We start from the raw sequence: 14,199 nt of genomic DNA, 5'->3' as shown, positions 1-14,199 counted from the left end.
GTATTAAAATAAAAATATATAACAAATTAAATCAAAACTGTTATATTTTTTTATCTTTGAAACACAAAAAAAAATAAGAAAATGACCTTTGACAGAAAAAACCTTACCAACGATCAATTATTAGATTTATATAAACGAATACTGAAGCCACGATTAATAGAAGAAAAAATGTTAATTCTTATTCGGCAAGGTAAGGTTTCAAAATGGTTTTCAGGTATTGGTCAAGAGGCTATTTCTGTTGGAGTTACCGCAGTTTTAGATAATGACGAGTACATACTGCCCATGCACAGAAACCTTGGTGTTTTCACTGGAAGAGATATTCCTTTATACCGCCTTTTTTCTCAATGGCAAGGTAAGGCTAATGGTTTTACAAAGGGTCGCGATCGAAGTTTTCACTTTGGAACCCAACAATACAAGATTATTGGAATGATTTCTCATCTGGGTCCGCAATTAGGGGTTGCTGATGGAATTGCATTAGCCAATAAGCTCAAGAAAAACGGTAAAATAACGGCTGTTTTTACGGGTGAAGGCGCAACAAGTGAAGGTGATTTTCATGAAGCGTTGAATATTGCATCGGTTTGGGAATTACCAGTTATGTTTGTGATAGAAAATAACGGTTATGGATTGTCAACTCCTACAAATGAGCAATACCGCTGCGAAAACTTGGCTGATAAAGGAATTGGTTACGGAATAGAAAGTCATATTATTGACGGCAATAATATTCTTGAAGTTTTTAATTTATTATCAGAATTGAAAGCGTCCATGATAGAAAAGCCACGCCCTATTTTATTGGAATTTAAAACGTTTAGAATGCGTGGACATGAAGAGGCGAGTGGCACTAAATATGTTCCTCAAGACTTGATGGATATGTGGGCGATTAAAGATCCAGTTGATAACTACAGAAGATTTTTGTCCGAAAACGGAATACTTTCAGATGAATTTGATTCGGTTTTAAGAAGTGAAATCAAGAAAGAAATTGATGATAATTTGGCTATTGCCAATGCAGAACCTGAAATTGAAGCTTCTTACAGTGAAGAATTAGATGATGTTTATAAATCCTATCAATTTGAGTTAGTTAGTCCATCTGAAGAAAAGGAAAATATTCGTTTTATAGACGCTATTTCAAACAGTTTGCGTGAATCAATGGAACGCCATCCAAACTCTGTTATAATGGGCCAGGATATCGCGGAATATGGCGGTGCTTTCAAAATTACGGATGGTTTTGTAGCCCAATTTGGTAAAGAACGCGTTATCAATACGCCTATTTGCGAGAGTGCAGTCGTTTCGGCAGGAATGGGATTGTCGATTAATGGATACAAAGCGATTGTGGAAATGCAGTTTGCTGATTTCGTTTCCACAGGATTTAATCCAATTGTGAATTTATTAGCAAAGTCACATTATCGTTGGCTTGAAAACGCTGATGTTGTGGTTCGTATGCCTTGCGGTGGTGGGACTCAAGCAGGCCCTTTTCATTCTCAAACTAATGAAGCTTGGTTTACTAAAACACCAGGGTTAAAAGTAGTATATCCTGCATTTCCATATGATGCCAAAGGTTTATTAAATGCTTCCATAAACGATCCGAATCCTGTGATGTTCTTTGAACACAAACAATTGTATCGAAGTGTATATCAAGATGTACCTAAAGACTATTACACGATTCCATTAGGAAAAGCCGCTTTATTGAAAGAAGGAAATGATGTCACTATTATTTCGTTTGGCGCAGCAGTGCATTGGGCTATAGGTACTTTGGATAAAAACCCTACAATTTCGGCTGATTTATTAGATTTGAGAACGTTACAGCCTTTGGATACTGAAGCTATTTTTGCATCGGTAAAGAAAACAGGAAGGGTGCTTATTTATCAGGAAGACAGCATGTTTGGTGGTGTTGCCAGCGATATTTCGGCGATGATTATGGAAAATTGCTTTAAATATCTTGATGCACCGGTTAAACGTGTGGCAAGTTTAGATAGCCCAATTCCATTTACAAAAGCGTTGGAAGATCAATACTTACCGAAAGGAAGATTTGAAGATGACCTGAAAGAACTCTTGGCGTATTGATAATTGAACATATAATTAGGTTGTTTTTAGAGTTTTAATTCTAAAAATAACCTAATATCCAATAGATAATTATAAAAATAATAATTGTTCCGAAACAGCCGCCACCTAATTTTTTGGCGCCGTAACCAGCTAGTATTGTTTTGAAGAACCCATTCATATTTTTAAAATTTTAGTATTTATAAAAGCAAAAAAATCTTGATTAACAAAGTTAGTTCAATTCGATGAAAATTTTCTTAATTAGTGCTATTTCTTCCAGATATATCGTTTTTTTTCTAGTTGCGAAATAAAGAATATTTTTAAGTGGATTTTTTCCTTCCCAAATCAGTTTTATTGAACCATTATCAATTTCTTTGCGACATAAGAAATCCGGCATCACTGCTAATCCTTTTCCACTGCTCAAACAACGTATGATAGAGTTTAGATTGGGAACAATATAATTAGGACGAAAATCAGGGTATTTATTAAAGTTTAGCTGCCAAAAACGGCGCAAATGCTCCATGTCTCCCGTTGTTCCATACCATTTTTGTTGCTTTAGCCAAAGTTCGGTTTCTTCTATATTTTCATTTTTTTCTATTAAGTTGAATTCCAAATTATCAATTTCGCTTCCGCCAACAAGTACAATAGTTTCCGAGGAAAATGCTTGATATTCAATTGCGTTTTTAACCACCATTTGTGGTGTGATGATTAGGTCTAAAATTCCTTTCTCCAGATTCTCTACCATTTCAGGATATTCCCCAAATTGAATAATAACATTAAATGGAAAAGTCGAAATATACTGTTCCAGAGTAATTTGAAAAGTTTCAAAACACATTCCCACGCTAATGGTTGGTGTATGTTTTTCGGTACTTCTTTGGAAATTTTTTTCGGCTTCCTCCAGTTTTGTTAATGCTTCAATGATGAAATTGTACAGTACTTTACCTTTTTCGGTGGGAACCATTTTTCTGCCCGTGCGATCAAATAATTTATAACCTACATAATTTTCTAAAGAACTCAAATGCAGGCTGACCCCAGGTTGAGATATAAATAATACTTCTGCAGCACTTGTCAAAGTTCCTGTTTTGTAAACCGCTTTAAAAGTTCGATACCATTCTAAATTTACCATAACTATTATAATTATGATACAAAGGTATGAATTATGTTATTTTAATAATAGACTTTCTCGTTCTAACTTTGTACCATCAAATTAAAAAAATAAATCATGACAAAAATATTTATAATTAATGGCGGACAAAAATTTGGCCATTCAGGAGGACGATTTAATGAAACCATTTCGAATGAAACCTTTAATTTTTTCAAAAGCAATAGTGATTTTGAAGTAAAAACAACGAACATTAATGATGATTATATTCCTGCTACAGAAGTGGAGAAATTTGCTTGGGCAGATGTAATCATTTATCACACACCAATCTGGTGGTTTCAGCTGCCACATGGTTTCAAGAAATACATTGATGTAGTATTTACGGAAGGCCATGCCAAAGGAATCTACAAAAGTGATGGACGTACCGCAGAAAATCCAACCGTGAATTACGGAACAGGGGGAATGCTTCATGGCAAAAATTATATGCTGACTACCTCTTGGAATGCTCCAAAAGAAGCTTTTACTTTACCGGGAGAATTTTTTGACCAACATAGTGTTGATGAAGGACCGTTATTTGGTTTTCACCGAATGAACGCTTTTACAGGAATGCAACCGTTGCAAAGTATTCACTTTCATGATATTGAAAAAAATCCAGATGTTGAAAATGATCTTAAAGTGTATCAAAACCATTTAACACAACTATTTTTAAATTAATTATGGCAATCAATCTAACAGTTATTCTTAAAAGTAAACCGGAAAACTCAGCATTAGTAAAATCGCTATTACTAGAATTAGTTGAAAAATCCACTCAAGAAGCGGCTTGCAAACAATACGATTTGCATCAAAATTGTGATGATTTCAATACTTTTATTTTTCATGAGATTTGGGAAAATCAGAAAGGTTTGGATAATCACAATGAGCAATCTTACATTCAATCTTTTTTTGAAAAAGCTAAAACACTGTTGCAAGAAACTCCGATTGTTTTTAGAACGGAGAAATTAGCTTAATAATTAAGGCATTATTCTTCGATATTTACTTTTAAGAAGCTAATTTGAAGACTAAAATACAACTATTTTGTCATTTCGACGAAGGAGAAATCACATAAAGATAGTAATTCTTGAAATTTCTCCTTCGTCGAAATGACTAATTAAATGCAACGATACTATCGATTGCTCAATTTTGCCTTTTCTTTGATAATATCACTGATTTTTCGGTTTTCGATTTTGCTTTCTAACCAGGAAATAATATCGAGATAAAGAAACGCTCTTTTTTCATAAGTGTTCTTTTCTAATTCGATGAATCGCTCTCTCATTTTAATAAACTCCTTCTTAATATCGCCAGGATATATGGAGTTTAAGTTTTTCAAAAACTTAATGATTTCCTTTTGCACTTCATGCAAATCATTCATTTTTAATAAAAATTTATAGGTGTTTTTCAACTGATTTTCTAAATAGTAATCATTACCCAATTCATAATGAGCAATTAAACTCAATAATCGGGCAAAACACATCAAATCTTCTCTCATGGAAAGATTTTTGTTGTTTATAATTTTCTCCAGATAGAATATCGATTCAACATATTTTTCATTTCCAAAATAGATGCTGGCAATTTTATAGTAAAACAACATTTCGTGATGTTCATCAAGATGCTCGCTATGCAACTTTAATTTACTTAAAATTTCAGGAATTAGATATTCGCTTTCAGCAAAGGTGCCTTCCAGAATATGATAGTTTAATTTGTTGTTGTACAAATACAAGAAAGATAACGATGCAATATTATCATTTACAGGGAAACGAGGATCATTGATAGTTTCTTCCAGTAGAAACAAATATTTTTTAAATTTGGATTTATATTTTAACATGAATAAAGACTCCAGTAAATAATGATTCCCTTTTAAGAAAAAGACTGGATTCAGATAAATCATATTGGGATTATCATAAAAAAGAGTTACCCATTTATAAGCATATTTATAACTGGCTAAAAAGTCCTGTACTAAAAAACTACGCCAAAGATTAGCATTGTAAAACCAATATTTTTCCCGAAATCCAAATTTTTTCTCATCTAATTTGGCAATATGTTTGTTGAAATAATTATCAATGTATTTATATTCTTCATCACTTTTTACATATCCTGTTTTAAGCATTATTCCGTACAACTGCAGTGATAAATTGGATAATTTACTGGAAATGGTGTTCCTGTAATTTAATTCTTTTGCTTGTATAACTAGTTCATCGGCTCGACCTTGAATACTTCGAGTTATGTATTGGGATTCAATAAGTTTTTCAAATTCGACAATTTCATAGGCCATGAGTTTTTCGTCATTTTCTAAAGCTGCAATTTTTGTTTTATCCAAGATTTTCAAACTTTGCTTATATAAACCTTTGTTGTATAAAATAGCTGCAAAATCAATTTGTTCCCGCAATTGGTAGCGAATGTTTTGGCTAGGAATATTCAACCGGATACTGACTAATATTTGTTTATATAAGTACGATTTTAAGTTTGATAATTGCACTTTTTTTATAATACCACTTTTCAAAATAAGTTTCTCATCATACACTTCGGACTTGTCCAGAATGTTGAATAATTCGATGAATTTTGTATTTGAACTTGTTTCCAGTCGACTTGCAAAAATCTTAAATTGTCTCTTTTCAGACTTTGAAAGGGATTTTATTAAAACAAATAAAAAATCTTTTTGATGGTTAGCCATTGTAAAATAAAGAAGTGTAATACACTGTAAATAAAGACATTAAGTCTTTATTAGTTGCTTTATAAGCAGTATATTTGGTTAAAATGAATTTTATATTTAAGTATTGAAATCTATTTTTGTTATGAAGATGTGAAATTACATTAAATAAATGAAAATGAATAGAGAGAAAGTTCAAATTTTTGATACCACTTTAAGAGATGGAGAACAGGTCCCAGGATGTAAACTAGATACCAAACAAAAACTTGTTATAGCAAATCGCTTAGATGAGATGGGAGTTGACATTATTGAAGCTGGTTTTCCTGTTTCTAGTCCAGGTGATTTTTTATCTGTTACAGAAATAAGCAAGATTGTAAAAAATGCTACCGTTTGCGGTTTAACCAGAGCAGTAAAAAATGATATCGATGTTGCAGCAGCCGCTTTAAAATATGCAAAAAAACCTCGTATTCACACAGGTATTGGAACTTCAAATTCTCATATCATACACAAACTTAATACTACAAGAGAAGATGTTATAGCAAGAGCAAAATTTGCTGTTTCGCATGCTAAATCGTATGTAGAAGATGTAGAGTTTTATGCTGAAGACGCCGGTAGAACAGATAATGATTTTTTGGCAAAAGTATGTGAAGAAGCAATAAAATCAGGTGCTACAGTACTTAACATACCTGATACCACAGGGTATTGTTTGCCGGAGGAATATGGAGCAAAAATAAAATATCTTAGAGAAAACGTAAAAGGGATTGAAAATGTGATTCTTTCTTGTCATTGTCATAATGATTTAGGGATGGCTACTGCCAATTCTATTGCGGGTGCAGTAAATGGAGCTCGACAAATAGAATGTACTATCAATGGAATAGGGGAGAGAGCAGGAAATACGGCACTTGAAGAAGTAGTTATGATTTTCAAACAACATCCTTATTTGAACTTATATACTGATATCGACTCAAAAAAATTGAATGAAATGAGTCGATTGGTTTCAGAAAGCATGGGAATGATTGTGCAACCTAACAAAGCTATTGTGGGCGCTAATGCCTTTGCACACAGTTCCGGAATTCATCAGGATGGAGTTATTAAAAATAGATCAACTTACGAAATCATGGACCCATTGGATGTTGGTGTAAATGAATCTTCAATAGTTCTTACAGCCAGAAGCGGTAGAGCAGCATTAGCTTACAGAGCCAAAAAAGTAGGTTACGAACTTACTAAAGTTCAACTTGATATTGTCTATATTGAGTTTTTGAGATTTGCAGATATCAAAAAAGAAGTCTTAGATGCGGATATTCATCAAATTATTGAAGTCTGCAAAATACAAAGTGAATTAATTAGAAGTTAATACAAATAGTTAGATAAAAGTTTTAGCACACAATTTTAAAAAAAAATCCCATGAACTTAAAAATAGCAGCACTAGCAGGAGACGGAATAGGACCAGAGGTAATCTTACAAGCGAAGAAAGCGTTATATGCTATTGGATTGGTTTTTGACCATGAATTTGTTTTTGAAGATGCCTTTGTTGGAGCTATTGCCATTGATAAAACAGGTAATCCTCTTCCGGAACAAACATTGAATCTTTGTCTTAATACCGATGCCGTTTTATTTGGAGCTATCGGTGATCCAAAATACGATAATAACCCGGATGCCAAAGTGCGTCCAGAACAAGGTTTATTAAAATTGCGAAAATCATTGGGTTTATTTGCTAATATCAGACCTATAAAACCATATGCTTCGCTTTTAAATTCCTCTCCGTTAAAAAAAGAAATAATACAAGATGCTGATTTCATCATTTTCAGAGAGCTGACTGGTGGAGTTTATTTTGGTGAAAAGAAATTAAATGAGACTGGGACAATAGCTTCTGATTTGTGTGAATACTCGGAAGAAGAAATTATCAGAATTTCCCATTTAGCGTTTAAAAGTGCGCAAAATAGACGAAAAAAAGTGACTATGGTTGACAAAGCCAATGTCCTTGAAACATCCAGATTATGGAGAAGAGTGGTGAAAAAAGTGAGTGAAGATTACCCTGATGTAGCGTTGGATTTCCTTTTTGTCGATAATGCAGCGATGCAAATTATTCTTAATCCAAGACAATTTGATGTGATATTGACTGAAAATTTATTTGGGGATATATTATCTGATGAAGCTAGTGTAATTACAGGTTCCATTGGATTATTAGCATCGGCATCATTAGGGAAAACAAATGCTCTTTTTGAACCTATTCATGGCTCTTACCCCCAGGCTACCGGAAAAAACATAGCGAATCCAATTGCCTCGATTTTATCTGCAGCAATGTTGTTAGAACATTTTGGACTGCACAAAGAAGCTAAAAAAGTGTATGAGGCAGTAGAAAAAGCCATCGAGTATAATGTAGTTACAGTAGACTTAAATGCAGATTCAAAATTTGGAACCAATGAAGTGGGTGATTTTATTTCAAACGTCATTTTGAGCAAAGATGACTTATATTTTAAAATTGATAATATCAAAATAGGACAATCTACAATCGTTTAATAGTAACGTAATTTCTTAGTCCCAAAACTATAATAGATACAAATTAACAAATAATGGAATTAAATAAATACAGCAAAATAATCACACAAGATGAAACACAACCAGCTTCACAAGCCATGTTGTACGGAATTGGATTAACTGAAGAAGATCTTAAAAAAGCGCAGGTAGGAATTGTGAGTATGGGCTATGATGGAAACCCTTGTAATATGCACTTAAATGATTTAGCTAAGGATATTAAGACTGGGGTCTGGGCAGCAGATTTAGTTGGTTTGATTTTTAATACTATTGGTGTAAGTGACGGTATTTCTAATGGTAATGATGGAATGCGTTTTTCTTTAGTTTCACGAGATGTAATTGCAGATTCTATAGAAACTGTTATGGGAGCACAATGGTATGATGGTATGATCGCTGTTCCTGGTTGTGATAAAAATATGCCGGGAGCCCTAATGGCTATGGGTAGAGTAAATCGTCCTTCGATTATGGTTTATGGAGGTTCAATTCATCCGGGAAAATGGAAAGGTGAGGATTTGAATATCGTTTCTGCTTTTGAAGCATTAGGAAAAAAATTTAATAACACTATTACACCTGAAGATTTTAAAGGAGTTATACAAAATGCTTGTCCAGGAGCGGGTGCGTGCGGTGGTATGTATACTGCTAATACTATGTCGTCAGCAATTGAAGCTTTAGGGATGAGTTTACCATACAGTTCTTCGAATCCAGCTTTGAGTCCGGAAAAGAAACAAGAATGTGCTGATGCTGGTAAAGCAATAAGAATATTACTGGAAAAAGATATAAAACCTAGAGACATCATGACTCGTAAAGCATTCGAAAATGCAATTACGATTGTAGCTGTCTTAGGAGGTTCTACTAATGCGGTTATGCACTTAATCGCTATGGCGCATTCAGTGGGCGTTGATCTTACCTTAAAGGATTTTCAAGATGTTAGTGATAAAACTCCACTACTTGCTGACTTAAAACCAAGCGGAAAATACTTAATGGAAGATTTACATAATGTAGGAGGTGTTCCTGCTGTAATGAAATATTTATTGAAAGAAGGTTTTTTACATGGAGATTGTTTAACCGTTACAGGAAAAACAATTGCTGAAAACTTAGCTGTAGTTCCTGATTTGAATGATGGACAAGAAGTGATTCACGAAATTCAAAAAGCTTTAAAAGCTACTGGAAATATTCAGATTTTATACGGAAACATTGCTTCAGAAGGGTGTGTCGCTAAAATTAGTGGTAAAGAAGGTGAGTTTTTCGAAGGTACAGCAGTAGTTTTTGAAAACGAGCATGATGTAATTAAAGGAATTAGAGGAGGCGAAGTCAAGCCAGGTAACGTGGTTATTATTCGGTACTGCGGACCAAAAGGAGGACCAGGTATGCCTGAAATGCTTAAACCAACATCTGCAATTATGGGAGCTGGTTTAGGAAGTACTGTTGCTTTAATTACTGACGGACGTTTCTCTGGAGGTTCTCACGGTTTCGTAGTAGGACACGTTACACCAGAAGCATATGATGGTGGAGGAATTGCTTTAATAGAAAACGGTGATGTGATTTCAATTGATGCTGTAAAAAATACTATCAATATGAAAATATCAGACGAAGAATTTGCAAAACGTAAAGCCAATTGGAAGAAACCAGAATCACCTATAAAGCAAGGAGTCTTACTTAAATATATGCGTTCGGTCTCAAGTGCCTCTGAAGGATGTGTAACCGATAAATAATATTCAAATTTCCCAAAGGGAGATAATAATAGGGTTTGGACTTTTATTTAAAATAAAAAAATAGGAATACTATATCAATCTTGGATCATTCTCTTCGAAGAGTGCTGAGTTAGGAAAAATAATAAACGTACCCATGGGAACAAATAAAATATCTGGCGCAGAAGCCGTTATTCGATGCTTATTAGAAGAAGGAGTAGACTTAGTTTATGGTTATCCAGGTGGAGCCATCATGCCAGTCTATGACGAATTATATAAATTTAAAGATCAATTGCATCATGTTTTAGTACGTCACGAGCAAGGGGCAACGCATGCTGCCCAAGGATTTGCAAGAGCAACGGGAAAAGTGGGTGTCGCAATTGCTACTTCTGGCCCTGGAGCAACAAATTTAGTTACGGGAATTGCCGATGCTCAAATTGATTCTACGCCAATGGTTTGTATTACAGGCCAAGTTGGAAAACATTTATTGGGTTCTGATGCTTTTCAGGAAACAGATATTATTGGAATTTCAACTCCGGTAACCAAATGGAATTATCAGATTACAGAAGCTTCTGAAATTCCGGAGATTATGGCTAAAGCTTTTTTTATTGCAAAATCAGGTCGTCCAGGTCCCGTATTAATTGATATTACAAAAAATGCTCAGTTTGACGAAATCGAATTCAGTTATAAAAAATGTACTAGTATTAGAAGTTACAATCCAAAACCGACTTTAAACCTAGAAAAAATTAAAGAGGCTGCGGAACTAATCAATAATGCAAAAAAACCATATATCGTTTTTGGACAAGGAATTATTCTTGGCGAAGCCGAAGAACAGTTAAAAGCATTAGTGGAGAAATCAGGAATTCCTGCTGCGTGGACTATTTTGGGACTTTCTGCAATGCCGACAGATCATCCATTAAACGTAGGGATGTTAGGAATGCACGGTAATTACGGTCCAAATGTTTTGACCAACGAATGTGATGTTTTAATAGCACTTGGAATGCGTTTTGACGATCGTGTGACAGGAAATTTAGCTACTTATGCGAAGCAAGCCAAAGTAATTCACTTTGAAATTGATCCGGCAGAAATAGATAAAAACGTAAAAACTACTGTTGCTGTTTTGGCTGATGTAAAAGAATCGCTAGCTGCTTTACTTCCTTTTATTGAAAGTAAAACGCATGAATCTTGGCACAACGAGTTCAAAGAATTATATAAAATCGAACTAGAATCTGTTATAAATGAGGAATTAAACCCTACAAATGACAAGGGAATTTCGATGGGTGAAACAATCGAAATGATCAATAAACACTCAAAAGGAGATGCGATTATGGTTTCGGATGTAGGGCAACATCAAATGTTTGCTTGTCGTTATGCCAAATTTAATTCGACTAAAAGTAATGTGACTTCAGGTGGTTTAGGTACCATGGGATTCGCTTTACCGGCTGCTATCGGTGCCAAAATGGGAATGCCAGATCGCGAAGTGGTAGCAATTATTGGCGATGGAGGTTTTCAAATGACCATTCAGGAGTTGGGAACTATTTTTCAAACGAAAGTTCCAGTGAAAATTGTGGTATTGAATAATGAATTTTTAGGAATGGTTCGTCAATGGCAGCAATTGTTTTTTGACAAAAGATATGCTTCAACGGAAATGATTAATCCAAACTTTACTGCCATCGCTGAAGGATATTATATCAAAGCTAAAAAAGTAACTAAAAGAGAAGATTTAGACGCAGCAGTTGCTGAAATGATGGCTTCAAAAGAATCTTATTTTCTTGAAGTTATGGTAGAGAAAGAAAATAACGTATTCCCGATGATTCCAACAGGAGCATCAGTTTCAGACATTCGTTTGTCTTAAAATAGTTTAAAGTTTAAGGTTTAAAAGTTGTTGGAATGAAAACACTAATAGTACAAATAAGAATCGTACTCAACTTTAAACGTTAAACAAAAAAACTTTAAACAAAAAAAAATGGAAAATAAAACATTCACCATTTCTGTCTATTCAGAAAACAACGTTGGCTTATTAAACAGAATATCTGGAATATTCTTGAAACGTCACATCAATATATTAAGTCTAAATGTATCCGAATCAGAGATTGAAAATGTCTCAAGATTCATTATAGTTGTGGATACAACGGAAAAATGGGTGCAAAATATTGTAGGACAAATAGAAAAACAAATTGAAGTTATTAAAGCTTTTTATCATGTTGATGAAGAAACCATTTTTTTAGAAAATGCACTTTTCAAAATACATTCCAGCTTACTTTTTGACGAAAGACAAATTCAAAACATCATAAAAGAAAGTCATTCTGAAATAGTTACAGTTTCAAGAGACTATTTTGTGATTTCAAAGTCAGGAAAACGTTCTGAAATTGAAGAATTATATGAAAAATTAAAACCTTTCGGAATCATGCAGTTTGTGCGTTCCGGAAGAATATCTGTTTCCAAAGAAAAAATGGAAATATCAACTTTATTAGAAGATCTTAAACTGTAATCAGTGTTTCATTGCAATCGCTATTCGCAATTGCAAAGTGCTAATCTGTTTAATTCTTCAGTAAATAAACCTTATCAATTATTAAATTTTACATTCATTAAATATTAAAAAAAAATGGCAAATTATTTCAATTCATTACCACTTAGATTACAATTAGAACAATTAGGAGTTTGCGAATTCATGGATCAGTCAGAATTTGCAAATGGTATAAAAGCATTAGCAGGAAAAAAAGTAGTTATTGTAGGTTGTGGAGCTCAAGGTCTAAATCAAGGATTAAATATGAGAGATTCAGGTTTAGATATTTCTTATGCATTGCGCGCTGAAGCAATTGCTAAAAAAAGAGCTTCTTTTATGAATGCTGCTGATAATGGTTTCAAAGTGGGAACTTATGAAGAATTAATTCCAACTGCTGATTTGGTTTGCAATCTAACGCCGGATAAGCAACATACAGCTGTAGTTACAGCAATCATGCCTTTGATGAAAAAGGGTTCAACATTAGCGTATTCGCATGGATTTAATATAGTTGAAGAGGGAATGCAGATTCGTAAAGACATCACCGTTATTATGTGTGCTCCAAAATGTCCTGGATCTGAGGTTCGTGAAGAATATAAAAGAGGTTTTGGTGTACCAACACTAATAGCGGTTCACCCTGAAAATGATCCAAACGGTGAAGGTTTTGAGCAAGCAAAAGCGTATGCAGTTGCTACCGGAGGTCACAAAGCAGGAGTATTGAACTCTTCATTTGTAGCGGAAGTAAAATCGGATTTAATGGGAGAGCAGACCATTCTTTGTGGAATGTTACAAACAGGTTCTATTTTATGTTTCGATAAAATGGTTGAAAAAGGAATTGAGCCTGCTTATGCTTCAAAATTAATTCAGTACGGTTGGGAAACGGTAACTGAAGCATTGAAACATGGTGGAATTACTAATATGATGGATCGCCTTTCTAATCCAGCAAAAATTGAAGCATACGAATTAGCGGACGAATTAAAGGATATCATGCGTCCTTTATTTCAAAAACATATGGATGATATTATCTCCGGTGAGTTTTCAAAAAACATGATGATTGACTGGGCTAATGATGATATCAATTTGTTGACTTGGAGAGCTGCTACTGCAGAAACAAATTTTGAAAAAACGGCACCAACAGCATCACATATTTCAGAACAAGAATATTTTGATAATGGAGTTCTGATGATTGCCATGGTTAAAGCCGGTGTAGAATTAGCTTTTGAAACCATGACACAATCAGGTATCATTGAAGAATCTGCTTACTATGAATCTTTGCATGAGCTGCCTTTGATTGCTAATACTGTGGCAAGAAAAAAATTATATGAAATGAACAGAATCATTTCTGACACAGCTGAATACGGTTGTTATCTTTTTGACCATGCTTGCAAGCCTTTATTGGTTGATTTTATGAAAACGGTAGACACAAACGTTATAGGAAAACCATTCTCAACTTCAAACGGAGTAGATAATGCGGTACTTATTGCAGTAAATAAAAGTATTCGTCAACATCCTATTGAAGAAGTAGGAGAGTGGTTGAGAGAATCTATGACTGCGATGAAAAAAATAGGATAATAAAAATTAGGAATTACCACGCATGAGGGTGTGTTGGGATCTGCATTATATCATTTGAATCCATAGTATTTTGAATTAGTAG

11 protein-coding genes are annotated in these 14,199 nt (G+C 34.0%); 9 read left to right on the top strand and 2 right to left on the bottom strand.

The features are described 5' to 3' along the window. The first annotated feature begins 81 nt into the window (after window positions 1-81). Window positions 82-2,058 (top strand): alpha-ketoacid dehydrogenase subunit alpha/beta, encoded by a 1,977-nt coding sequence (locus BUC23_RS09385; protein ID WP_073208807.1) that lies wholly within the window; start codon window positions 82-84, stop codon window positions 2,056-2,058. 208 nt (window positions 2,059-2,266) lie between these two features. Here the strand turns inward: BUC23_RS09385 and BUC23_RS09380 are convergent, their stop codons facing one another. Then, window positions 2,267-3,160, bottom strand: a complete 894-nt coding sequence (locus tag BUC23_RS09380; RefSeq protein WP_073208805.1) for a LysR family transcriptional regulator — start codon at window positions 3,158-3,160, stop codon at window positions 2,267-2,269. Window positions 3,161-3,256: 96 nt separating this feature from the next. On the opposite strand from BUC23_RS09380, the gene BUC23_RS09375 reads away from it, so the two are divergent. Next, entirely contained in the window at window positions 3,257-3,850 is a 594-nt protein-coding gene (locus tag BUC23_RS09375; RefSeq protein WP_073208803.1) for an NAD(P)H-dependent oxidoreductase, read from the top strand. A 2-nt stretch (window positions 3,851-3,852) separates the two neighbouring features. Beyond that, window positions 3,853-4,143 (top strand): putative quinol monooxygenase, encoded by a 291-nt coding sequence (locus BUC23_RS09370; protein ID WP_073208801.1) that lies wholly within the window; start codon window positions 3,853-3,855, stop codon window positions 4,141-4,143. Window positions 4,144-4,298: 155 nt separating this feature from the next. Here the strand turns inward: BUC23_RS09370 and BUC23_RS09365 are convergent, their stop codons facing one another. Then, window positions 4,299-5,843, bottom strand: a complete 1,545-nt coding sequence (locus tag BUC23_RS09365) for a hypothetical protein (protein ID WP_073208799.1) — start codon at window positions 5,841-5,843, stop codon at window positions 4,299-4,301. A gap of 154 nt (window positions 5,844-5,997) precedes the next feature. On the opposite strand from BUC23_RS09365, the gene BUC23_RS09360 reads away from it, so the two are divergent. The 6 genes from BUC23_RS09360 to ilvC all read left to right on the top strand — a co-directional run bounded on the left by BUC23_RS09360 (window position 5,998) and on the right by ilvC (window position 14,117). Continuing rightward, a complete protein-coding gene (locus BUC23_RS09360; protein ID WP_073208907.1) occupies window positions 5,998-7,173 on the top strand; it encodes a 2-isopropylmalate synthase in 1,176 nt (391 codons plus the stop codon). A gap of 50 nt (window positions 7,174-7,223) precedes the next feature. Beyond that, entirely contained in the window at window positions 7,224-8,339 is a 1,116-nt protein-coding gene (gene leuB, locus BUC23_RS09355) for a 3-isopropylmalate dehydrogenase (protein WP_073208797.1), read from the top strand. Window positions 8,340-8,392: 53 nt separating this feature from the next. Further along, entirely contained in the window at window positions 8,393-10,066 is a 1,674-nt protein-coding gene (gene ilvD, locus BUC23_RS09350) for a dihydroxy-acid dehydratase (protein ID WP_073208795.1), read from the top strand. Between the two features lie 133 nt (window positions 10,067-10,199). Then, window positions 10,200-11,897: a biosynthetic-type acetolactate synthase large subunit gene (ilvB, locus tag BUC23_RS09345; RefSeq protein WP_073208793.1), complete on the top strand. Its 1,698-nt coding sequence runs from the start codon at window positions 10,200-10,202 to the stop codon at window positions 11,895-11,897. A 111-nt stretch (window positions 11,898-12,008) separates the two neighbouring features. Continuing rightward, window positions 12,009-12,533: an acetolactate synthase small subunit gene (gene ilvN, locus BUC23_RS09340; RefSeq protein WP_073208791.1), complete on the top strand. Its 525-nt coding sequence runs from the start codon at window positions 12,009-12,011 to the stop codon at window positions 12,531-12,533. Between the two features lie 114 nt (window positions 12,534-12,647). Further along, window positions 12,648-14,117, top strand: a complete 1,470-nt coding sequence (gene ilvC, locus BUC23_RS09335; protein ID WP_073208789.1) for a ketol-acid reductoisomerase — start codon at window positions 12,648-12,650, stop codon at window positions 14,115-14,117. The last annotated feature ends 82 nt before the right edge of the window (window positions 14,118-14,199 follow it).

The sequence above is a fragment of the Flavobacterium xinjiangense genome, assembly GCF_900142885.1.
Lineage (GTDB): Bacteria > Bacteroidota > Bacteroidia > Flavobacteriales > Flavobacteriaceae > Flavobacterium > Flavobacterium xinjiangense.
The sequence above is the reverse complement of the archived record's forward strand: the minus strand, read 5'-3'. Positions and strand labels throughout refer to the sequence as shown.